Annotated in this window: 19 protein-coding genes; 11 read left to right on the forward strand and 8 right to left on the reverse strand. The window is 70.2% G+C overall.

Features of this window, described 5'->3' with window-relative positions:
- Both panD and CF165_RS05625 read left to right on the forward strand, forming a co-directional pair.
- Entirely contained in the window at nucleotides 1-498 is a 498-nt protein-coding gene (gene panD, locus CF165_RS05620) for an aspartate 1-decarboxylase (protein ID WP_093946308.1), read from the forward strand.
- 5 nt (nucleotides 499-503) lie between these two features.
- Complete coding sequence (locus tag CF165_RS05625; RefSeq protein ID WP_093946309.1) at nucleotides 504-1,280, forward strand: type III pantothenate kinase; 777 nt, start codon at nucleotides 504-506, stop codon at nucleotides 1,278-1,280.
- Between the two features lie 269 nt (nucleotides 1,281-1,549).
- On the opposite strand, the gene CF165_RS05630 is transcribed toward CF165_RS05625, so the two are convergent.
- Nucleotides 1,550-1,972, reverse strand: coding sequence for a DUF6640 family protein (locus CF165_RS05630; protein ID WP_093946310.1), 423 nt, complete (start codon nucleotides 1,970-1,972; stop codon nucleotides 1,550-1,552).
- Between the two features lie 66 nt (nucleotides 1,973-2,038).
- Entirely contained in the window at nucleotides 2,039-2,791 is a 753-nt protein-coding gene (locus CF165_RS05635) for a class I SAM-dependent methyltransferase (RefSeq protein ID WP_093946311.1), read from the reverse strand.
- 75 nt (nucleotides 2,792-2,866) lie between these two features.
- Here CF165_RS05635 and lysS point away from each other — a divergent pair, with 75 nt between their 5' ends.
- Both lysS and CF165_RS05645 read left to right on the forward strand, forming a co-directional pair.
- Nucleotides 2,867-4,378, forward strand: a complete 1,512-nt coding sequence (gene lysS / locus CF165_RS05640) for a lysine--tRNA ligase (protein ID WP_093946425.1) — start codon at nucleotides 2,867-2,869, stop codon at nucleotides 4,376-4,378.
- Nucleotides 4,379-4,524: 146 nt separating this feature from the next.
- Entirely contained in the window at nucleotides 4,525-4,875 is a 351-nt protein-coding gene (locus CF165_RS05645) for a histone-like nucleoid-structuring protein Lsr2 (protein WP_020641935.1), read from the forward strand.
- 122 nt (nucleotides 4,876-4,997) lie between these two features.
- Here CF165_RS05645 and CF165_RS05650 read toward each other — a convergent pair whose 3' ends face one another.
- Nucleotides 4,998-5,858, reverse strand: a complete 861-nt coding sequence (locus tag CF165_RS05650; protein ID WP_093946312.1) for a helix-turn-helix domain-containing protein — start codon at nucleotides 5,856-5,858, stop codon at nucleotides 4,998-5,000.
- 33 nt (nucleotides 5,859-5,891) lie between these two features.
- On the opposite strand from CF165_RS05650, the gene CF165_RS05655 reads away from it, so the two are divergent.
- Nucleotides 5,892-6,461 (forward strand): TIGR03086 family metal-binding protein, encoded by a 570-nt coding sequence (locus tag CF165_RS05655; protein WP_093946313.1) that lies wholly within the window; start codon nucleotides 5,892-5,894, stop codon nucleotides 6,459-6,461.
- Between the two features lie 188 nt (nucleotides 6,462-6,649).
- Here CF165_RS05655 and CF165_RS05660 read toward each other — a convergent pair whose 3' ends face one another.
- The gene (locus CF165_RS05660) at nucleotides 6,650-7,474 is read right to left on the reverse strand and encodes a (2Fe-2S)-binding protein (RefSeq protein ID WP_093946314.1); all 825 of its coding nucleotides are present in this window, start codon (nucleotides 7,472-7,474) and stop codon (nucleotides 6,650-6,652) included.
- Nucleotides 7,475-7,832: 358 nt separating this feature from the next.
- Here CF165_RS05660 and CF165_RS05665 point away from each other — a divergent pair, with 358 nt between their 5' ends.
- The 5 genes from CF165_RS05665 (at nucleotide 7,833) to CF165_RS05685 (ending at nucleotide 13,874) form a co-directional block, all read left to right on the forward strand.
- Complete coding sequence (locus CF165_RS05665; protein ID WP_093946315.1) at nucleotides 7,833-10,391, forward strand: ATP-dependent Clp protease ATP-binding subunit; 2,559 nt, start codon at nucleotides 7,833-7,835, stop codon at nucleotides 10,389-10,391.
- 99 nt (nucleotides 10,392-10,490) lie between these two features.
- The gene (locus CF165_RS05670; protein WP_093946316.1) at nucleotides 10,491-10,856 is read left to right on the forward strand and encodes a type II toxin-antitoxin system RelE/ParE family toxin; all 366 of its coding nucleotides are present in this window, start codon (nucleotides 10,491-10,493) and stop codon (nucleotides 10,854-10,856) included.
- A gap of 3 nt (nucleotides 10,857-10,859) precedes the next feature.
- On the forward strand, nucleotides 10,860-11,222 hold the full coding sequence (locus CF165_RS05675; RefSeq protein ID WP_093946317.1) for a helix-turn-helix domain-containing protein: 363 nt from the start codon (nucleotides 10,860-10,862) through the stop codon (nucleotides 11,220-11,222).
- Nucleotides 11,223-11,280: 58 nt separating this feature from the next.
- Entirely contained in the window at nucleotides 11,281-12,975 is a 1,695-nt protein-coding gene (locus CF165_RS05680; protein WP_093946318.1) for an Hsp70 family protein, read from the forward strand.
- Nucleotides 12,976-13,214: 239 nt separating this feature from the next.
- Nucleotides 13,215-13,874 (forward strand): Ig-like domain-containing protein, encoded by a 660-nt coding sequence (locus CF165_RS05685; RefSeq protein WP_093946319.1) that lies wholly within the window; start codon nucleotides 13,215-13,217, stop codon nucleotides 13,872-13,874.
- Here the strand turns inward: CF165_RS05685 and pcp are convergent.
- Nucleotides 13,871-14,512, reverse strand: coding sequence for a pyroglutamyl-peptidase I (gene pcp, locus CF165_RS05690; RefSeq protein ID WP_093946426.1), 642 nt, complete (start codon nucleotides 14,510-14,512; stop codon nucleotides 13,871-13,873). The genes CF165_RS05685 and pcp overlap by 4 nt on opposite strands.
- 65 nt (nucleotides 14,513-14,577) lie before the next feature.
- On the reverse strand, nucleotides 14,578-16,011 hold the full coding sequence (locus tag CF165_RS05695) for a M1 family metallopeptidase (protein WP_093946320.1): 1,434 nt from the start codon (nucleotides 16,009-16,011) through the stop codon (nucleotides 14,578-14,580).
- A 148-nt stretch (nucleotides 16,012-16,159) separates the two neighbouring features.
- Between CF165_RS05695 and CF165_RS05700 the strand changes: the two genes are divergently transcribed.
- The gene (locus CF165_RS05700) at nucleotides 16,160-19,327 is read left to right on the forward strand and encodes an AfsR/SARP family transcriptional regulator (protein ID WP_093946321.1); all 3,168 of its coding nucleotides are present in this window, start codon (nucleotides 16,160-16,162) and stop codon (nucleotides 19,325-19,327) included.
- A gap of 73 nt (nucleotides 19,328-19,400) precedes the next feature.
- On the opposite strand, the gene CF165_RS05705 is transcribed toward CF165_RS05700, so the two are convergent.
- Nucleotides 19,401-20,207, reverse strand: coding sequence for an ABC transporter permease (locus CF165_RS05705; RefSeq protein ID WP_093946322.1), 807 nt, complete (start codon nucleotides 20,205-20,207; stop codon nucleotides 19,401-19,403).
- On the reverse strand, nucleotides 20,204-21,184 hold the full coding sequence (locus CF165_RS05710) for an ATP-binding cassette domain-containing protein (protein ID WP_093946323.1): 981 nt from the start codon (nucleotides 21,182-21,184) through the stop codon (nucleotides 20,204-20,206). Before CF165_RS05710 ends, CF165_RS05705 begins: the two co-directional genes overlap by 4 nt.
- Nucleotides 21,185-21,250 lie beyond the last annotated feature (66 nt).

The raw sequence follows: 21,250 nt of genomic DNA on the forward strand, positions 1-21,250 counted from the left end.
ATGTACCGCACGATGCTCAAGTCGAAGATCCACCGGGCCACCGTCACCCAGGCCGACCTGCACTACGTCGGCTCAGTGACGGTCGACGAGGACCTGATGGAGGCCGCGGACCTGCTGCCGGGGGAACAGGTGTCCATTGTGGACGTCACCAACGGGGCGCGCCTGGAGACCTACGTCATCAAGGGTGAGCGCGGGAGCGGGGTGCTCGGCATCAACGGCGCCGCGGCGCACCTGGTGCACCCGGGTGACCTGGTCATCCTCATTTCGTACGGCCAGATGGACGACGCCGAGGCCGCGACGTACGAACCGCGCGTGGTGTTCGTCGACGCGGACAACCGGATCGTCCACCGGTACACCGACCCCGGCCACGCGCCGGAGGGGTCCGGGCTGCTGTCCGGCACGGTGACGCTGCCGCTCGACGAGGAAGCGGCGGTGTTCCCGGTCGCCGAGACGGCGGACGCCCGCCGCCTCGACGCGTTGCTGCACGCGGAAAGCTGACCCGCTTGCTGCTCACCGTCGACGTCGGCAACACGAACATCGTCCTGGGGCTGTGGTCCGGCCGGACACTGGTCGGTGACTGGCGGATGCGCACGGACGCGCGCATGACGGCCGACGAGCTGGCGTTGACGGTGCGCGGCCTGCTCGGCCCGCACGCGGACGCGGTCAGCGGCATCAGCGCGTTGTCGACGGTGCCGGCGGTGTTGCGCGAGCTTCGCGTGATGCTGTCGCGGTACTACGCGAAGGTGCCGAAGATCGTCGTCGAGCCGGGCGTGCGCACGGGCGTGGCCCTGCTCGTGGACAACCCGAAGGAGGTGGGCGCGGACCGGTTGGTGAACACGCTGGCCGCGCACCACCTGCACAGCACGGCGTGCGTGGTCGTCGACTTCGGCACGTCGACGAACGTGGACGCGATCTCGGCCCGCGGCGAGTTCCTCGGCGGGGCGTTCGCGCCGGGAATCGAGATCTCGGTGGACGCACTGGCGTTGCGCGCGGCGGCGCTGCGGAAGGTGGAGCTGGTGCCGCCGCGGTCGGTGATCGGCAAGAACACGGTGGAGTGCCTGCAGTCGGGGATCCTCTACGGCTTCGCGGGCCAGGTGGACGGGCTTGTCCGGCGGATCGTCCGCGAGCTTTCGCCGGGCGGGACGGAACCGGTGGCGGTGCTGGCGACGGGCGGCCTGGCCCCGCTGGTGATCGGCGAGTCGGAGACGATCACCGACCACGTCCCGGACCTGACGTTGCTCGGGCTGCGGCTGGTCTACGAACGCAACATCCGTGCTTGAGGCCCCCTGGTTGTTGGCCCACCACCCCGAAGCCGGATTGTGACTACGGACGGCAGTACCGCGTCAAGGCGGGAAAGCGTGCCTTGACCCGGCACTACCGTCCGTGTTTCGGCTTCGTATCGGGGTTGCGGGGAGGGGGTCTGGGTGGGGTGCCGGTTGTGTCGTCAACGTGCTGTTCATGCCGGTGAGGCACCTGAAAAGGGTGCGCTATGACCTTTGCCGGGGACCCTGCCAGGGAGGGTTCCGGGGCGGGCGCTGCTTTCAGGGGCTCAGCCGCGGGCCAGCCGGCGCCGTTCCAGCACATACCCCAACGCCGTCACCGCCAACGCCGGGAAAGCCACCTTCGCCTGCGGGAACCCTTCCCCGCGGTCCGGGTCCACGGCCTTCGAGCCCGGGTACGCCAGCGCGGAGATCTGCGTCAGCCAGTACAGCGACGCCAGCACCGCCCCGGCGTCGAGGCTCGCCCGCGCCGAACCCGGGGCTCGCCACAGCTGCCACAGGCTCGTGACGCCGAGCGCGAGCCCGAGGCTCATCGTCTGGCCGTTGTGGAACTTCGCGTGCGGTGGCCAGGCCGGGTTGTACACGTGGGTCTCGTTCCAGTCGGCGCGGTACGGGCCCACTGCCGTCACGAGTGACGTCAGTGAGATCAGTGCCCGCCCCAGCCCACGGCCGCGCAGGAATTCGGTCCGCATGAGTGATCCTTTCGTCCGCCTCCACCGCAGTATGGAACCTCCACTTGGATCGAGGTCAATGCGGAATCAGCGGCGGCGGGCGCGGAACGTCCAGGTGATCAACGGCAGGTCGAACTCGCCGGACGCCGTGTGCGGATTCGCGGCCAGGAACTGCCGGATCTTCGCCAGGCTCGCGGCCGCCTCCGCCGGATCCGCGATGATCAGATGCGAATGCGTGGCGATCGTTTCGGCGAGGCTTTCCGCGGTGCGCCGTTGCGTATGGTGAAACGCGCTGCTTTCGAAGGGTTCGAACCCGGGATGCGTGACCGGCTTCCGGTCGCTGTCGATCCAGGCGCGGCTCACCCCGGTCCGGCCGAGTTTCGCGAACTCGGCGACCCACGGCACCGATTCGTCTTCGTAGTTCCACATCGGCACGAGGACACCGCCGGGGCGCAGCACGCGGCCGATCTCGGTCATCGCCGCGGGCTCGTCGAACCAATGGAACGCCTGACCGGCGAAAACCGCGTCGACCCCGGCGTCGGGCAGCGGGATCCGTTCCGCCTGGCCGGCCAGTGACGTCGCCGACGGGACGAGCCGCTCGAGTTCCGCGCGCATTTCCGGAGCGGGTTCGACCGCGGTGACGTCGAGCCCGAGCGCGGCGAGGCCGAGCGTGAGTTTGCCGGTCCCGGCGCCGAGATCGAGTACCCGGCGCGGGGTTCCGCTCGCCCCGGAAAGCCCCCACTCGATCGCCTCCTGCGGGTAATCGGGCCGGTGCTCGGCGTACTCGGCCGCGCGGCTGCCGAAGGAACTCGCCCGCCGCGCTCTTGTGGGGTCGCTCACGAGGCCAGGTTAATCGACGGAAAGGAAAGGTAATCCGGTTGGCGTAGCGTCCGGCCGGGTTCGTACCCTATGGCCATGACCGAAAACCCCGCTTCCACCAGCGAGCCCGCCGAAGACGAACTGCCCGAGCAGATGCGGGTGCGCCGGGAGAAGCGCGACCGGATCCTCGCGGAGGGTATCGATCCTTACCCGGTCGAGGTACCCCGGACGCACTCGCTCGCCGAAGTGCGCGCCACGCATTCCGGGCTGCCTGCCGACACCGCCACCGGCGAGCAGGTCGGCGTCACCGGCCGGGTGATGTTCCTGCGCAATACGGGCAAACTGTGCTTCGCGAGCCTCCGCGAGGGTGACGGCACCGAGCTGCAGGCGATGATCAGCCTGGCGAAGGTCGGCGAAGACGCGCTGGCGGCGTGGAAGTCCGACGTCGACCTCGGCGACCACGTGTTCGTGCAGGGTGAGGTCATCACGTCCAAGCGCGGCGAGCTTTCGGTGATGGCCGACGCCTGGCGCATCACGTCGAAGGCGCTGCGCCCGCTGCCGAACGCTTTCAAGGAACTGGCCGAGGAAACGCGGGTCCGCCAGCGGTATGTCGACCTCATCATGCGGCCGCGCGCGCGGGACGTCGTGCGCACCCGCGCCGGCGTGGTCCGGTCGCTGCGCGAGTCGTTCCACCGCCGCGGGTTCACCGAGGTCGAGACACCGATGCTGCAGACGCTGCACGGCGGCGCCGCGGCCCGTCCGTTCGTCACGCGTTCGAACGCGTTCGACCTGGAGCTGTTCCTGCGGATCGCGCCGGAGCTCTACCTCAAGCGCTGCGTCGTCGGCGGTATCGAGAAGGTCTTCGAGATCAACCGCAACTTCCGGAACGAGGGCAGCGACTCGTCGCACTCGCCGGAGTTCGCGATGCTCGAGTACTACGAGGCGTACGCCACTTACGACACGAACGCGGTGATGACGCGGCAGCTGATCCAGGAGGCCGCGCAGTCGGTGCTGGACACGTTGGTCGTAACGCTTCCGGACGGTTCGGAGTACGACCTGTCCGGCGAATGGACCACACTCGGAATGTACGAGTCGTTGTCGGATTCCCTCGGCGAAGAGGTGACGCCGGAGACCCCGGCCGCCAAACTTCACGGATTCGCGCAGGCCAGGGGCCTGGAAGTGGACCCGAAGCTCGGGCACGGGAAGCTCGTCGAGGAACTGTGGGAACACCTCGTCGGAGATCATCTGCACGCCCCGACGTTTGTCCGTGATTTTCCGCTGGAGACGTCGCCTTTGACCCGCCAGCACCGCTCGCGGCCGGGTGTCGCCGAGAAGTGGGACCTCTACGTGCGCGGATTCGAACTCGCCACCGGATACTCCGAGCTGGTCGATCCGGTCGTCGAACGGGAACGGCTCACCGAACAGTCCCTGCTGGCCGCGCAGGGCGATAGCGAAGCCATGCGGCTGGACGAGGATTTCCTGCGTGCCCTGGAGTACGGAATGCCGCCGAGCGGCGGCGTCGGAATGGGGATCGACCGGCTGCTCATGGCGCTGACCGGTCTCGGTATCCGGGAGACGATCCTCTTCCCGCTGGTGCGTCCCGAATAACCCGGCCGTGTGAGGATAGCCGCGGGTTATGGCAATGAGATTTGCGCTGCCCTCCCGAAGCGGGTACTAATGTTCTAGACAAAGTCTTCTGTCCCGGGGCTCGCCCCGTAACCAGATCATTGAGTAAGCCCCGCAGGAGGAATCGGATGGCACAGAAGGTGCTCGTCTCGCTGGTCGACGACCTCGACGGCAGTGAGGCGGAAGAGACCGTCGAGTTCGGTTTGGACGGAGTCAGCTACCAGATCGACCTCTCCTCGGAAAACGCGGAGGAGCTGCGGGACGCCCTCGCCCAGTATGTCGAGCACGCGCGTCGTGCGGGTGGTCGCAAGCGCGCTTCGGTGCGCCCGGTCGCGGGTAAGGGTTCCGCCCGCCCGGCGGCCGTGGACCGTGAGCAGAACCAGGCCATTCGGTCTTGGGCGCGCAAGAACGGTTACGCGGTCTCCGACCGGGGCCGGATCCCCTCCGAGGTCGTCGAGGCCTACCACAAGAAGAACTGAAGATTGTTCATGCCGGCCCCGGCAGGTCGCTGACCAGCGGTAACCTTCCGGGTGGCGTGGCCAATCTCGTCGACGCGGGGTTTCAGCGGTGGCCGCCGGGCGAATTCGCCCGGCGGCTTTCTTCATGCCCGATCCTTGTCCGGTTCCCGTTCGGGTGCCGTGCGGGCCGTTCGGGCGTACTCGGCCGGCGACTGACCGGTCACTGTCCGGAAATCGCGGATGAAGTGCGACTGGTCGCTATAGCCCAGCCGAACCGCCAGACCGGCGTAATCCGCTCGCCCTTCCGAGGCGAGCTGCTGTGCGGCGTCGTTGAGCCGGTATATCCGGATCGCCCACTTGGGCGGGACGCCGACGTGTTCGGCGAACAACCGCTGTACAGAGCGGGTGGTTAGTCCAGTATCCGCACACAGTTGCGCCACCCGGGTAATTCCCGGATCCTGTGCGATTGATTCCACCGCCTCCGCGGCCTGCCGCGCGGCCGGGGAGAGTGTCACGGGATTTGCCAACAGCAAGTTGTCGATCGAACTGACCATTTGCGCGTCACCCGCCGCCGTGCGCACCGATTCCGCGGCCTGGAGCGCCCCCGGGCCGAAAACGTCCGCGAGCGGGACAGCCCGGTCGGCGATGTCACGCACCGGCCCGCCGAGGAACGCGCGGAAGCAGCCGGGCCGGAAACGCACGCCCAAGCCCTGGACCCGGCCTTCGAGGCAGTACGAAAACACGTCGCGGGCCGGCCCGTAGACGCCGGAAGCGCCGGGGAAGAACGTCACGTGGACCGCGAGGTTCGGCAGCACCCGTTGCTGGTGGGGTGGTTTGCCGCGCAGGTCCCAGCGCAGGACCCAGTGGTAGTCGACGAAATCCGCCAGCCCGGGTGCGGGCGGGTGCCTGGTCAGCGTGAACATCGTGCGCGCGGTGGCTTCGTCCACGATGCCGCGCGGGATCCGGTGTGCCACGGGCTCACGGTAGCTGTCGCGTTCGTTCAAGACCGTTTGCCCGCCGCGGGCTTGGATCACCGCATGAACGCCGAGTTGCTGCGCCCAGCCGCGGCCGAATTCCTCCGGGTCGCGGACGCGCTGGACGACCTGACACTGCCCACGCCGTGCGCCGGCTACGACGTCCGCGGGCTGCTGAACCACCTCCTGTACTGGGGCCCGTGGCTCATCGCCGCGGGACGGCGTGAAGAACCACCGTCACCGGCCGTCGCGGAAGCCGAGGCGGCGCTGGTCGGGGACGACTGGCGCGCGGCCTTGGAGAAGCAGACGTCGACGCTCGCGGACGTCTTCGGGACGCCTTCGGCGTGGACGGGCACGACGGCGCTGGGAACGGCCTCCCTGCCGGCCGCGGTGGTCGGGGACATGGTGCTGGGCGAGTTCGTCCTGCACGGCTGGGACTTGGCACGGGCCGGCGGGCAGGAGTTGCACTGCGCGCCGGAGGCGGCGCTGGCGGTGTACGAGTCGGCGGTGGCCATGGGCGAGCGGGCGCGTTCGATGGGCGTCTACGGGCCTGCCGTCGAGGTGGCTGCCGATGCGCCGCCGCTGGAGCGGGCGCTGGGTGCTGCCGGGCGCGATCCGGGGTGGCCGCGCTGACGGTTGTCCACAGGGCGGCTTGGATGTGGACAACAGCGATCGACTTTGCCGAAGCCGCGGGGGACAGGCGAGCCCCTCATCACACCGCCAAGCTCACGGCGAGCGCGAGGTCGCGGAGCACATCGGTAGCGATCATGGTCTCGTCGAGTCGAGAGGAACCGCCAGAAAAGCACCCGCGCTGAGGACCGCTATCGCGAGCAGGTCCGCGGGCAGCCGTCGCACTCCGATGCCGACGGGAGCAGGTACGAAAAGCAGCAGCTCTCGCGGCGCCGCGTCCACTCTCGGTGGCCGTCCGGGCTCTCCACCAGGCGCAACGCCGATGCCGACGTCAACGGCGGGTAGCGCTCGTCGAGGACCAACGCCGCGTCGGCGACGCCCGCGCCCTCCGCTTCCGGGGTTCCGCCCTGGCGGCCCGCCCACCACAGCGAGTTCTCCAGCGCGTCCGTCGCCGCGGCCCACAGTGTCCGGCGGCCCAACCTGCTGATCGGGGCGTACGCCCGGACGAACTGGGCCGCGTGGGCCAGGTAGCGGGCGCGCAGGACCGCCGCCAGGGCTCGCTCGTCGCGGACCACCGTGGCCTCCGGGCGGGCCGAGCCCGGGTCCGTCGGCAGGCAGTGGAACGCGTCACCCAGGATCGCCATCCCGTCCGGGTGGGGGCGGTCGTCGGACAGGCGGAACGCCAGCTCCGCCGGCTTCAGTGACGGCACCCGGCGCTCGTGGTGCAGCAACAGCGCGCCGACGTACGCCGGCACGTGCAGGTACCACGTCATCACCCAGCTGGCCGTCGTGCGGGCCGGTGCCGAGGAGTGCTCGCGCAGCAGCCAGTCGCCCAGCAGGCCGCGCCACTCGTCGAAGTTCGCGGGGGTGTCCAGCAGCTCCGAGCAGCGGATCCAGCCCGCCGGGACGTCCTGCCGCAGCTCACTGCGGTCCTGCAGGCCCGAAACCCGCCGCAACGACGACGCGAGGCCGTCGCCGACCTCGCGTGCGTCACGGAAGGACCGCTGCTGGTTCAACCGCGGCCCTCCTCGAGCGCCGTAAGGATTAGGAGTGCCTAACCTTACACGGAACCCGCCGCTGCGCCAATCGAGTGGGTACTCCCCAGTTGCGGACTGTTCGCGGTGAGCGGACACCGCGCGGATGGCGGAATCCGTATGGCCGTCCGCACGTTGGGCTTGACGTAAAGGTGCAGGGCAACCTGATGATGGAAGCACCCGGGAGACCCCCCTGTCCGGGTGCGAAAAAGACCGCCGAGAGCCGTAGTGGTACGCCAGCGCGACGGCTTGGCTACTAGAGTGGTCTCACGGTGCTGAATCCATCGCGGTGAAAGCACGATGGAAACGGGCCGCCGGCGCAGCAGTCGAGGGAGTGCACATGTTTGAGAGGTTCACCGACCGCGCGAGGCGGGTGGTCGTCCTGGCTCAAGAAGAGGCCAGGATGCTCAACCACAACTACATCGGCACCGAGCACATCCTCCTGGGTCTGATCCACGAGGGTGAGGGTGTCGCCGCCAAGGCGCTGGAGTCGCTGGGCATCGCCCTGGAGGGCGTGCGCCAGCAGGTCGAGGAGATCATCGGCCAGGGCCAGCAGGCGCCGAGCGGGCACATTCCGTTCACGCCGCGCGCCAAGAAGGTGCTGGAGCTGTCGCTGCGCGAAGCGCTGCAGCTCGGCCACAACTACATCGGCACCGAGCACATCCTGCTCGGCCTGATCCGCGAGGGCGAAGGCGTCGCCGCGCAGGTCCTGGTCAAGCTGGGAGCGGACCTCAACCGGGTCCGCCAGCAGGTGCTGCAGCTGCTCTCGGGCTACCAGGGCGGCAAGGAGTCCACCGAAACCGGTTCCGGCCGCGGTGAGGGCACCCCGTCGTCGTCGCTGGTGCTGGACCAGTTCGGCCGCAACATGACCGTGCTCGCCCGCGAGGGCAAGCTCGACCCGGTCATCGGGCGCGGCAAGGAGATCGAGCGGGTCATGCAGGTGCTGTCCCGCCGGACCAAGAACAACCCGGTGCTCATCGGCGAGCCGGGCGTCGGCAAGACCGCCGTCGTCGAGGGCCTCGCGCAGAGCATCGTCAAGGGCGAGGTGCCCGAGACGCTCAAGGACAAGCAGCTCTACACGCTGGACCTGGGCTCCCTGGTCGCCGGCTCCCGCTACCGCGGTGACTTCGAAGAGCGCCTGAAGAAGGTGCTCAAGGAGATCAAGACCCGCGGCGACATCATCCTGTTCATCGACGAGCTGCACACGCTGGTCGGGGCGGGTGCCGCCGAGGGCGCGATCGACGCGGCTTCGATCCTGAAGCCGATGCTCGCCCGCGGTGAGCTGCAGACGATCGGCGCGACCACGCTCGAGGAGTACCGCAAGTACATCGAGAAGGACGCCGCCCTCGAGCGCCGGTTCCAGCCGATCCAGGTCGGCGAGCCGTCGCTGGAGCACACCATCGAGATCCTCAAGGGCCTGCGCGACCGGTACGAGGCGCACCACCGCGTCTCGATCACCGACTCGGCGCTGGTCGCCGCCGCGACCCTGGCGGACCGGTACATCAACGACCGGTTCCTCCCGGACAAGGCGATCGACCTGATCGACGAGGCCGGCGCCCGGATGCGCATCCGCCGGATGACCGCGCCGCCGGACCTGCGCGAGTTCGACGAGAAGATCGCGAACGTCCGCCGCGACAAGGAGTCCGCGATCGACGCGCAGGACTTCGAGCGGGCCGCCCGCCTGCGTGACGAGGAGAAGACCCTCCTCGGCCAGAAGGGCGAGCGGGAGAAGCAGTGGAAGGACGGCGACCTCGACGTCGTCGCCGAGGTCGACGACGAGCAGATCGCGGAGGTGCTGGCCAACTGGACCGGCATCCCGGTGTTCAAGCTGACCGAGGAGGAGACCACCCGGCTGCTGCGCATGGAGGACGAGCTCCACAAGCGCATCATCGGCCAGGAGGACGCGGTCAAGGCCGTCTCGCAGGCGATCCGCCGTACGCGTGCCGGTCTGAAGGACCCGAAGCGCCCGTCGGGCTCGTTCATCTTCGCCGGCCCGTCCGGTGTCGGTAAGACCGAGCTGTCCAAGGCGCTGGCCTCGTTCCTGTTCGGCGAGGACGACGCGCTCATCCAGATCGACATGGGTGAGTTCCACGACCGCTACACCGCTTCGCGGCTCTTCGGTGCCCCTCCGGGCTACGTCGGCTACGAAGAGGGCGGCCAGCTGACGGAGAAGGTGCGTCGCAAGCCGTTCTCGGTGGTCCTGTTCGACGAGATCGAGAAGGCGCACCAGGAGATCTACAACACGCTCCTGCAGGTGCTGGAGGACGGCCGCCTGACCGACGGTCAGGGTCGCACGGTCGACTTCAAGAACACGGTCCTCATCTTCACGTCCAACCTGGGTACGTCGGACATCTCGAAGTCCGTCTCGCTCGGGTTCGCCGGGGGCAACGACACCGGCACCCGGTACGAGAAGATGAAGCAGAAGGTCAACGAGGAAATGAAGAAGCATTTCCGCCCGGAGTTCCTGAACCGGATCGATGACATCATCGTGTTCCACCAGTTGACCAAGGAACAGATCATCATGATGGTCGACCTGATGATCAACCGCGTGGAGACGCAGCTCAAGGCCAAGGACATGGAGCTGGAGCTGACCGAGAAGGCGAAGTCCCTCCTCGCGAAGCGCGGCTTCGACCCCGTGCTCGGTGCCCGGCCGCTGCGCCGGACGATCCAGCGCGAGATCGAGGACCAGCTGTCGGAGAAGATCCTCTTCGGCGAGGTCGAGCCCGGCCAGATCATCCTGGTCGACGTCGAAGGCTGGAGCGGCAACCCGGAGGACAAGGACGACCAGGCGAAGTTCACCTTCCGCGGTGAGCGCCGTCCGTCGTCGATCCCGGACGCCCCGCCGGTCAGCATCGGCGCCGGCCACGAGGAGCAGGGCGGCGAAGCCGAGAACGACTGATCTCGGCTGAGTGGTTCGCAGGAGGGCGGTTCCCCGAGGGGAGCCGCCCTTCTTGCGTCTGGAGGATTCGCGCTATAAGGTAGACGTTATAGTCTGCAGATGGCGTGGGAGATCGAACTGCATGACGAGGTCGACCAGTGGTTCGTGGATCTGTGCCGTGAAGACCCGGTCTCCGCGGACCGGGTCGAAGAGGCGATCGACATGCTCGCCCGTGAGGGTCCCCGGCTCGGCAGGCCGCTGGTCGATCGGGTCAAGGGTTCGAGCCTGCACAACTTGAAAGAACTGCGACCGGCGTCCGCGGGGAGCAGCGAGATCAGGATCCTCTTCGCGTTCGACCCCACTCGGCACGCGTTGCTGCTGGTGGCCGGCGACAAGGCTGGAAACTGGAAGCGCTGGTACGACGTCAACATCCCGATCGCGGAGCGACGGTTTCGCGATCACCTGTGTGAGCGAAGGGAGGACTGAGCGATGAGCCGATCCTGGAAAGACGTCAAGGCCGACAAACTCGCCATCGACCGTGAGGCCGGCCGCGATGTCGGGGCCGCCCGCGTCGCCGCACGCGAGGCCACCGAGGCGTACGTGCTCGGTTTTCGCCTGGCTCAGCTCCGCGAGGATGCCGGCATCAGTCAAACCGAGCTCGCCCGCCGGATGGGGGTCAGCCAGCCGCGGATCAGTCAGCTCGAACAGGGGGACCCCGGGCAGATGGAACTGGACACCCTCCGCCGCTACATCACGGCCCTCGGCGGCCGGATGCACGTGGTCGCCGATTTCGAAGACCACGACGTCACGGTTTCGGCTGCGGAGCGTGGTTCGGCCGACGCCTGCGCCTGATCGAAGCAGCACCCTCCGCCCGTGAGACGATGCCCGCGGGCTCGGGAGGGGAACCGCTTTGGACGTGCTGTCGATCGACTTCGGGACTTCCAGCACGGTCGGGGTGCTCTCCGCCTTCGGGCGCGGACCCCGCGCCATCGAGGTCGACGGGTCCGTCACCATGTCCTCCGCCGTCTACGTCAACGACGACGGCCTGCTCGTCGTCGGGCAGGATGCCGAGCGGCGGGCTCGGCTCGATCCCAGCCGGTTCGAGCCGAACCCCAAGCGGCGCATCGACGAGGGCGTCCTCCAGCTCGGCGAGACCGCCGTCGCGATCCCCGATGCCTTCGCCGCCGTGCTGCGGCGGGTCGGTGAGGAGGCCGAACGGCAGCTGGGCCGGCCGCCCGCGCAGACGCGGATTTCGCACCCCGCCGGCTGGGGCGCCACTCGGCAGGAGGTGCTCCGGACCGCCGCCGCGAAGGCCGGGTTCGGCGAGGTGCGGCTGATTCCCGAGCCGGTGGCCGCCGCCGCGCACTACGCGAGTCTCGGGAGCCGGACCAGCGGGCCCATCGGCGTCTACGACCTCGGGGCCGGCACCTTCGACTGCGCTGTCGTCGGCGTGACGCAGCAGGGTTTCGCCGTGCTCGCCGAGGACGGCCTGCCCGACCTCGGCAGCCTCGACATCGACCAGGCCCTGCTCGTCCACATCGGACGCGAAGTGTCGCACGCCGATCCCGCACAGTGGCAACGGCTTCTGCGTCCGCAGACCACCGCCGACCGCCGCGCGCGCCGGGCCCTGCTGCAGGATGTCCGCGACGCCAAGGAAAGCCTGTCGCGGCACGCCCGAACCCACGTGCCGATGCCCGAACCCTTCGGCGACGTCCTCGTCACCCGGGACGAGCTCGAAGCACTCGTGCGGCCCAGCCTGCTGCGCAGCGCCGAACTGCTCGGCACGACGATCCGCCGCGCCGGGCTGAACCCCGCGCAGCTCGGCGGCGTCTACCTCGTCGGTGGCCCGAGCCGGATGCCGCTGCTGGCCACCCTGCTCGGACGGCAGCTCGGCGTCACGCCCACCACGCAGGACCAGCCCGAGACGGCCGTCGCGTTCGGACTCCACCACGTGCCATTGGGCACCACCGACCTCACCGTGCCCGCGTTCGCGCCCGTCCGCCCGCCCGTGTCGCCGCCGCGGCCGCAACCCTGGCAGCAGGTCCCGCAGTACGCGCCGCTGCCGAAGAAACCGCGCCGGATCGCGCGGCCCTGGTTCCTCGCGTTCGCCACGTTGGTGGTCGTCGCGTTCGTGGCCGCCGCCGTCGTGCTCCTCACCCGAGACGGGGCCACGAAGGACGCAATGGGCTGCACATCGACGGCGCAGCGCGACCAGGCTGGGTTCACCCCGTGCCTGCGCTCGCTGGCCGGCTCCGTCCCGGACCGGGGCACCTGCAAGACCATCGACAACATCGGCCGGCAGCTGGGCGCCCAGGTCGCGGTCGTCTGTGGCATCCCGGGCGGCACCGTCAGCTACTACCAGGGCGTGACCGCCGAAGAGTTCGAGGAGAAAGCCAACGTGCCGCTCCCCGGCAGCGACATCGGCCGCGGCACCTGGGACGGCGGCGGGCTGCACGGCAAGTACGTCGCCGGCGCCGGCCTGAGCTCGACGATCGTGCTCTTCGGCTCGGACGACCGCCGGGCGGCCGGAATCTACCGCGCGTACGAACCCATTCGCACCGAGGACCTGATCGCTTTCTTCACCCGCGAGGTCAAGCCGGCCTGAGTCACCAGGCCTGTTCGAGCCGCATCCCCTTGCCGTACCAGTCGTCGTCGGCGACGGGCCCGGACGGCGGCGCGGCCGGAGGCGCATCCGCGGATCGATCCTTCAAGGCGGCGTTGTCCGGCTCCGGTTCGGACGGCGCAGCCTGAGCAGGGTGGTTTGCCCCAGATCACGAGCGGCTCGCCGTACCGCCGAACGGGGGAACCTTGTCCGTGCCGGCGGGGTCCGGCGCTCCTCCCTGCATGAGCACACTCACGGAAGCTCGCGCGCCGACCGTGCGGAGCCAGCTGCGGGACGCGAAACGCTTCTCCTGGACCGGTTTCGCCGTCACGGTCGCGGCGTCGCTGCTCGGCACGCTCGTCCCGGCCGCGATCGGCGCGGGCCCGAACGCGACGCTGGTTTCGACGCTGGCGGTCACGGTCCTGGCGGCCGGCGGGTTCACCGTCAAGGACGGCAGCGCCCGCGGCATCAAGGCGATCGCGATCGTGCTGCTGGCGACGGGCGCGCTGGTCCTGACGGTGACCGGGGTGACCGTGCTCGACCTCGTGCGCGGGCGCCCGGCGACGTTCCCGGTGGTGCCCGAGACGGCGGTGCCCCGCGTGCTCGTCCCGGAGTCGGTCACCTGCCCCGCGACGCCCGTCCGCACGACGACGACGTGCACGGTGGCGGTCCGCAGTGTCGGTGCGAGCGCGCTGAGGGTGAGCGGGATCGAACTGGACGGCCCGGACTTCGCGGTGGACGCGAGCGCGTGCGTCGGCCACGACGTCGAGCCGGGCAGGCGGTGCACGCTGGTGGTCAGCTTCACCCCGGCCTCGACCGGCGAACGGGCCGTGGACCTGACGGTCCACCACAACGTCCCGGGCCCGGCGGCGTTCGTGGAGCTCACCGGCCGCGGCGGTTAGTGCTCCGCGCCCGCGCTGACCGGCAGGTCCTCGGTGACCCTCGACGCCGTGTCCGCCAAGGCTTCCAGCGCGTCGGCGATCTTCTCGACGCTCAGTGAAGGCGCGGGCTTGCCGGCGGCCGCGACCTGCTCCGGGCTGAACGGGACGTGCACGAAACCGCCGCGCACGCCAGGGAAGTCCGTTGCCAGCAAGTGCATCAGGCCGTAGAAGACCTGGTTGCACACGTACGTCCCGGCGGTGTGGGAAACCGACGCCGGCACGCCCGCGGCGCGGATCGCCGCCGTGCACGCCTTGACCGGCAGCGTCGTGAAGTAGGCCGCCGGGCCGTCCGGGACCACCGGGACGTCGATCGGCTGCGCGCCCGCGTTGTCCGGGATGCGGGCGTCGATCAGGTTGATCGCGACGCGCTCCGGCGTCACGTCGAAGCGGCCGCCCGCCTGGCCGACGCAGACCACCAGCGACGGCCGGTGCTCTTCGACAGCCCGGCGCAGCGCGGGCAGCGACGCGGCGAACTCGCAGGGCAGCTCGACCGCGACGACGTCGTTCCGGCGCGCGCCCACCAGGGAAACCGCCTGCCACGACGGGTTCACCGACTCGCCGCCGAACGGCGCGAACCCCGTCATCAGCACCTTGGCCATCATGTCCTCCGGAACCGCCGTGAAGGCCACCTTACGTTCCTCGAGGTGGCCTTCACGGACTTGGCTCAGGCGGCCGGCTTCAGGCCGCCCGGGAAGAGGTACTGGTCGGCGGGCTTGCCGGTGCCGTAAACCCACGCGTCGAAGAAGCCCTTGAGGCTCCGGTGCGCGACGAGTTCGGTGTAGCACTGGAATTCCTGCATGCTGGCGTTCCCGCCCCGGTGCAGCGACGGCCACGTCTTCAGCACGAAGTCGAACGCCGGCTGCCCGATGTAGCTGCGCAGCGCGTGCAGCATCAGCGGGCCCTTCGAGTACACGTACGTGAACTCCTTGCCGGGGCCCATGTCGTACAGCTTGCCGTTCCAGAACGCCGTCGACGCCTTCTTGACGTCGGCCGCGTACTGCTTGTTCAGGTCGACGCCCTCCTTCGCCTCGTCCCACAGCCACTCAGCGTAGGAGGCGAAGCACTCGTTGAGGCAGACGTCGCGCCAGTGCGCGACCGCGACCGAGTCGCCGTACCACTGGTGGGCGTTCTCGTGGACGATCACCGGGACGACCCCGGCCCAGCCGCCGGAGTAGATCGGGCGGCTCATCGTCTCCAGCGAGAACCCGATCTGCGCGTTGAGGAAGATGCCGCCCGCCGCGTCGACCGGGTACTTGCCGAACTTGGACTCGAGGAAGTCGAGGATTTCCGGCAGGCGGGCTTCGGCCTGCTTCGCCGAGTCGGGCACGCCCGGGGCGAACGCGCTGACGATCGGGGTGCCGTCCGCGCGCTTCTGCCGGTCGAAGGTCCACTTGTCGATCGCGACCGTCGTCATGTACGGCACGATCGGCGTCTCTTCGGCCCAGACGTGCGTGGTGCCGCCCGGTGCCTTGAAGGAGCCGCGTTCGCGGCCGTTGGCGATCACGCCCCACTCGTCGGGCACGGTGATCGCCAGGTGGAACGTGGCCTTGTCCAGCGGCGTGTCGTTGACCGGGTACCAGGTGGTCGCCGACTTCGGCTCGCCGGCGACGAAGGTCGCGCCGCCCGGGGTGAACTGCCAGCCGTTGTCGCCGAGCAGCGGGTCGCTGATCGGCGCGGGCACGCCGTGGTAGGCGACCTTGACCGCGAAGTTCTGGCCTCGCCACAGCGCCCGCGACGGTGTGACGACCAGTTCGTGGTCCCCGGTCCGGCTGAACTTCGCGTCCCGGCCGTCGACCTTGACCGAGTCGACGGTGAGGCCGTGCAGGTCCAGGTCGAACGAGCTCAGCGACTGGGTCGCCCGAGCCGAGATGTCCTGGACCCCGGTGAGCTGGTGCGACGCGGGGTCGTAGCCGACCTTGAGGTTGTAGTCGGCGACGTCGTAGCCGCCGTTGCCGTCCTGCGGGTAGTAACTGTCGCCGGCCCCGTCGCTGCCGGGCCGCGCCGGGCCCCAGCCTTCACCCGCGGCGGCGACACCGGTGCCGAGGCAGAGGCTGGCGACCACGGCCGCCGCCACCACGACCGGCTTCTGTGCCCTCATGAACGCTCCCTGTCCGTTTGGGGTGACTTCGTTCCGCAACGTATCGGCACGGACGGACGATCCGGCGGCTCCCGCCGGATTTGTCCGGATAATCAGCACTTCCGTCTGCCCGGTCCGGTGCCGGGCGGGCGTCTGGAAAGCTGGACACATGCGCGTTGCGCTGCTGGGCCCGCTGCGGGCGGCGGAAGACGACGGCACGCCGATCGACATCGGCGGCGCCCGCCTCCGCATGCTCTTGGCCAGGCTGGCGCTGGACGCCGGGCGGGCGGTCCCGGCCGACACGCTCGTCGACGGGCTCTGGGGCGCCGAACCGCCGTCGGACGCGGCCAACGCCCTGCAGTCGCTGGTCTCCCGGCTGCGGAAAGCACTTCCGGTGGCCGTCGAATCCGGACCCGGTGGCTACCGGCTCGCGCTGGCGGCCGACGACGTCGACGCCGAGCGGTTCGAACGGCTCGCCGCCGACGGTCGCCGTGAGCTCGCCGCGGGCCGGGACGCTCGCGCGGCCGAGCTGCTCACCGAGGCCCTCGCGCTCTGGCAGGGTGACGCGCTCGCTGACGTCCTCGACGCGCCGTTCGCCGTGGCGCCCGCCCGGCGCCTTGCCGAGCTGCGGGCGGAGGCGGCCGAGGACCGGTTCGACGCCCTGATCCGGCTGGGTGAGCACGCCGGCGTGCTGGCCGACCTGACCACCGCGGCGGACGCCGACCCGTTGCGCGAACGGCTGGCCGGGCTGCGGATGCGCGCGCTCTGCGCGGCCGGTCGGCAGCCGGAGGCGCTGGCCGTCTACGCCGGGCTCCGGCGCACGCTGGCCGACCAGCTCGGCGTCGACCCGTCGGCCGAGCTGCAGGAGATCCACGTCGCCGCGCTGCGCGGGGAGCTCGCGCCGCCGTCGCCCGTCGCGGACCGGCTGCCGACGCGGCTGACCACGTTCGTCGGCCGCGACGATGAGCTCAAGCTGCTGGCGGAACTGCTCGGCGGGGCCCGGCTGGTCACCTTGACCGGGCCGGGCGGGGCGGGCAAGACGCGGCTGGCCACCGAGGCGGCGTCACGGCACCCGGCCCACCAGCGGGGCCGGGTCTGGTTCGCCGCCCTGGCCGGCGTGCGCGACTCCGACGACGTCGGCGGCGCGCTGCTGGGCGCGCTCGAGGTCCGCGACATCCGCACCGAGACCGAGGTCCACCGCCGCCAGGCGGACCCCGTGGAGCAGGCGGTCGAGGTGCTCGGCGGCGCGGAAGCGCTGCTGGTGCTGGACAACTGCGAGCACATCGTCGACGCGGCCGCGCGGCTGGCCGACGAACTGCTGCACCGGGCGCCGCGGCTGCGGATCCTGGCCACCAGCCGCGAGCCGCTGGCCATCACCGGGGAGGCGCTCTGCCCGCTCGGCCCGTTGCCGGTGCCCGCGGAACGCGCCGCGCCCGCGGAGGCCGCCGAGCTCGACTCGACCCGGCTGTTCCTCGACCGGGCGGCGGCGGTCCGTCCCGACTTCGTGCTCGACGAGTCCACTGTGGACCAGGTCGGGGAGATCTGCCGCCGGCTCGACGGGATGCCGCTGGCGCTGGAGCTGGCCGCGGCGCGGCTGCGCTCGATGACCGTGGCCCAGATCGCCGGGCGCCTCGGCGACCGGTTCCGGCTGCTCACTTCGGGCAGCCGCACGGCCCTGCCGCGCCAGCGGACGCTGCGCGCGGTGGTCGAGTGGAGCTGGGACCTGCTGACCGAGTCCGAACTGGTGCTGGCCCGGCGGCTCGCGGTGTTCGCGGGCGGCGCCGAGCTGGAATCGATCGAGGTCGTGTGCGCCGACGAGCTGCTGCCCGCCGCCGACGTGCCGTACGTGCTCGGCAGCCTGGTCGAGAAGTCCATTGTGGACACAGTGGCCGGTGCCGGCGGCGAGCCGCGGTACCGGATGCTCGAAACGCTGCGGGCCTACGCCACCGAGCGGCTGGCCGAGTCGGGCGAGTACGACCGGATGCGCCGCGCGGTGGCGTCGTACTACGCCGAGCTCGCGCAACGGCTGGAGCCGACGCTGCGCACCGCCGAGCAGCTGCGGGCGATCGGCCAGTACGAGGCCGAGAGCGCGAACATGGTCGCGGCCCTGCGCGGCGCGATCGAGATGTCCGATGTGGACAACGCCGTGGCGCTGCTGGACGGGATGTTCTGGTACCTCACCGTGCTCGGCCAGGGCAGCCGGGTCGGCGGGCTGATCCGCGAGGCCCTCACGTTCGGCGACCGGTTGCCGCCCGCGGTCGCGGCGGCCTACCGGGCGCTCCTGTACCTCATGGACGAAATCCCGGTGCGCTCCGACCGCGAGGGGATCCTCGAGCTGGTCGACGACTGCGTGCGCAGCGAAGCGGTGAACCGGTACCCCGGGCTCGCGGTGGCCCTGCCGATGCTGGCCTTCCTCGGCGGTGACCGCGAGGTCGCCGTCCGGGAGGTGCGCCGGGCCGAGCAGCACACGGACCCGTGGACCCGGGCCGGCGGGCACTGGGTGGAGAGCTTCCTGCTCGAAGACCTGGGCGACGTCGAGGGGGCCGACCGGGCGCGCGATCTGGCGCACGCCGGGTTCGCGGCGATCGGTGACCGCTGGGGCCTCGCGATGACGTTGAGCTTCAAGGCGAACGCGTTTTCCCAGGACGGCGACAGTGTCAAGGCCATCGAGTTCTTCCAGGAGGGCCTGGCGCTTTCGATGGAGCTGCGCTCGCACGAGGACACCGTGCAGCACTGGTGGCGGCTGGCCGTCGAGCGCGCCCGCACCGGGGACTTCGAGGGCGCCTGGCGCGACCAGGAGGCCGCGGAGCGCTACGGCGAAGGCATCACGAACCTGCAGCACCGGGCCATCCTGATGTTCGGACGGCTCGAGCTGCTGTTGCGCACGGGTGACCTGGCCGGAGCGCGGGCGCTGCTCGACCGCGTCAAGGCGCTGGGTGGCGACGACTGGTTCCCCGGCGGTATCGGCGACGAGTTCGTCCACGCCTTCGAGGCGCGGATCCTGCTGGCCCAGGGGCGCGCCGAAGAGGCGGAGGGCCACCTCGCCATCGCGATCCGGGCGACGAACCGGCGTGGTGACATGCCGGACATGGCGGGGGCGGTGGAACTGCTGGCGATGGTGCGCGCACGGCAGGGCCGGTACGAGACTGCTGCCCGGGTGATCGCCGCCTCCGCGGTCGTCCGCGGCCGGCTCGACCGCGGCAGTCCCGAGGTGGGTGAACTGATCGCCGAGCTGCGCGAAGCGCTGCCGGACTACGACGAGATCTACGAGCGGGCGCGTCAGGTGTCCAAAAAGGACGTCGTCGCCTGGTTGCTCGACGAAGTCGGAAACGGCTGAAAGGGACGTCCGCCCCCGCGAACGTCCCTTTCAGCTTCCCCTGGCGCGACTCACCCCCGTGCGTGCGCGCCCTTCAGACCCGCCGGCGGTACGCCCAGGTCGCCAGCGGGAAGAACACGACCACCGCACCGGCCATCCAGGCCAGCGCCCCGGCCAGCGGACCGGCGACGGCGCCGCCGTTCATCAGGCCGCGCAGCGCGTTCGCCATCAGGCTGACCGGGCTGATGTCCGCCCACGCCCGCAGCCAGCCCGGCATGGTGTTCGTCTGCACGAACACGTTGCTGCCGAACGTCAGCGGCATGATGAAGACGAACATCAGCGCCTGCGCCGAGCCCGGCGACTTCATCACCATGCCGACGAACACCGAGCCCCAGCAGAAGGACAGCCCGAACGCCAGCGCGAGCAGGATCGCCACCGCGAACTCGCCGGGGCTGGTCGCGATCCGGTAGCCCATGATCGTCGCCACGATCATCAGCACCACCAGGCAGACCAGGTAGCGCACGATGTCCGCGAGCACCGCGCCGATCAGGGGCGCCGAGCGGGCGATCGGCATGCTGCGGAACCGGTCGAACACGCCCTTGGTGACGTCGGTGTTGAGCTGTGTCCCCACGGCGAGGCACGCCTGCAGGATGTTCATCACGATGATGCCGGGCACGACCATCTGCAGGTAGGCGTCGGTCGAGCCGGACAGCGCGCCGCCGAACAGGTAGACGAACATCACCAGGAAGATGATCGGCATCAGGGTGACGTCGGCGAGCTGTTCGGGGTTCTTGCGGATCTTCAGGATGCCGCGCCACGCCAGCGAAAGCGCGTGCTGGAACCCCTTGCCGGGGCTGATGTGCCGCGGCGGGGCGGGGCGGTCGAGGGCCAGCGTCGTCATGCCAGGCTCCCTTCGAGGTCACGAACGTCTTCGGTGGGCGTTTCGGCCTTGTGGCCGGTGAGGGCGAGGAACACCTCGTCGAGGCTGGGCAGCCGCAGCGCCAGCTCGTCCGCGGTGATCCCGGCTTCGTCCAGCTTGCGGACCAAAGTGGACAGCAGCACGGGGTCGTTGACCGGTGCGGTGAGCAGCCCGCTCGCGTCGTCGCGGGTCGGCCGGACGCCGGACAGGTCGCCGAGGATCCGGTTGACGGCGTCCATGTCGGACAGCTGGGTCGGCCGCACCTGCAGCGTCTGCCCGCCGACACGGCGCTTCAGCTCGTCGGCGCGGCCGTCGGCGACGACCCGGCCGTGGTCGAACACGGTGATCTTGTCGGCCAGCTGGTCGGCCTCCTCCAGGTACTGCGTGGTCAGCAGCACCGTCGCGCCCTCGGCGACGAGGCCGCGGACGACGTCCCAGACCTCGTTGCGGGCGTGCGGGTCGAGCCCGGTGGTCGGCTCGTCGAGGTAGAGCACCTCGGGCCGGCCGACGAGGCTCGCGCCCAGGTCGAGCCGCCGCCGCATGCCGCCCGAGTACGTCCGGATCGGCCGCTTGGCCGCGCCGGTCAGCTCGAACCGCTCGATCAGCTCGGTGGCCCGCGCCTTGGCGACCGCGCGCGAGTAGCCGTACAGCCGGCCGATCAGGACGAGGTTCTCGATGCCGTTCAGGTCCTCGTCGACCGACGCGTACTGCCCGGTCAGCCCGATCAGGCTGCGGACCCGCACGGGGTCGGCGACCACGTCGTAGCCCCCGACCGTGGCTCTTCCGGCGTCCGGTTTCATCAGGGTCGCCAGGATCCGGACGGCGGTCGTCTTGCCCGCGCCGTTCGGCCCGAGCACCCCCACGACCTGCCCGAACGGCACCTCGAGGTCCACCCCGTCCAGCGCCTTGGTCTCCCCGAACTTCTTGACCAAGCCCTCGGCTTGGATCGCGTGCGACATGGGCGTTCCTCCTTGACTGCTTTTGGGGGTCCAGGGGGCTTGCCCCCGGCCCGGGGTCTGGGGCAG

It is taken from the genome of Amycolatopsis vastitatis (assembly GCF_002234595.1).
GTDB classification, from domain to species: Bacteria; Actinomycetota; Actinomycetes; order Mycobacteriales; family Pseudonocardiaceae; genus Amycolatopsis; species Amycolatopsis vastitatis.

What these genes read in the sequence shown, in the direction of transcription:
- CF165_RS05710 (WP_093946323.1), bottom strand. Translation starts at nt 21,184, where the DNA reads ATGTCGCACGCGATCCAAGCCGAGGGCTTGGTCAAGAAGTTCGGGGAG.
- CF165_RS05685 (WP_093946319.1), top strand. Translation starts at nt 13,215, where the DNA reads ATGAGCACACTCACGGAAGCTCGCGCGCCGACCGTGCGGAGCCAGCTG.
- CF165_RS05665 (WP_093946315.1), top strand. Translation starts at nt 7,833, where the DNA reads ATGTTTGAGAGGTTCACCGACCGCGCGAGGCGGGTGGTCGTCCTGGCT.
- CF165_RS05675 (WP_093946317.1), top strand. Translation starts at nt 10,860, where the DNA reads ATGAGCCGATCCTGGAAAGACGTCAAGGCCGACAAACTCGCCATCGAC.
- CF165_RS05705 (WP_093946322.1), bottom strand. Translation starts at nt 20,207, where the DNA reads ATGACGACGCTGGCCCTCGACCGCCCCGCCCCGCCGCGGCACATCAGC.
- CF165_RS05645 (WP_020641935.1), top strand. Translation starts at nt 4,525, where the DNA reads ATGGCACAGAAGGTGCTCGTCTCGCTGGTCGACGACCTCGACGGCAGT.
- lysS (WP_093946425.1), top strand. Translation starts at nt 2,867, where the DNA reads ATGACCGAAAACCCCGCTTCCACCAGCGAGCCCGCCGAAGACGAACTG.
- CF165_RS05700 (WP_093946321.1), top strand. Translation starts at nt 16,160, where the DNA reads ATGCGCGTTGCGCTGCTGGGCCCGCTGCGGGCGGCGGAAGACGACGGC.
- CF165_RS05670 (WP_093946316.1), top strand. Translation starts at nt 10,491, where the DNA reads ATGGCGTGGGAGATCGAACTGCATGACGAGGTCGACCAGTGGTTCGTG.
- CF165_RS05695 (WP_093946320.1), bottom strand. Translation starts at nt 16,011, where the DNA reads ATGAGGGCACAGAAGCCGGTCGTGGTGGCGGCGGCCGTGGTCGCCAGC.
- CF165_RS05655 (WP_093946313.1), top strand. Translation starts at nt 5,892, where the DNA reads ATGAACGCCGAGTTGCTGCGCCCAGCCGCGGCCGAATTCCTCCGGGTC.
- CF165_RS05630 (WP_093946310.1), bottom strand. Translation starts at nt 1,972, where the DNA reads ATGCGGACCGAATTCCTGCGCGGCCGTGGGCTGGGGCGGGCACTGATC.
- panD (WP_093946308.1), top strand. Translation starts at nt 1, where the DNA reads ATGTACCGCACGATGCTCAAGTCGAAGATCCACCGGGCCACCGTCACC.
- pcp (WP_093946426.1), bottom strand. Translation starts at nt 14,512, where the DNA reads ATGGCCAAGGTGCTGATGACGGGGTTCGCGCCGTTCGGCGGCGAGTCG.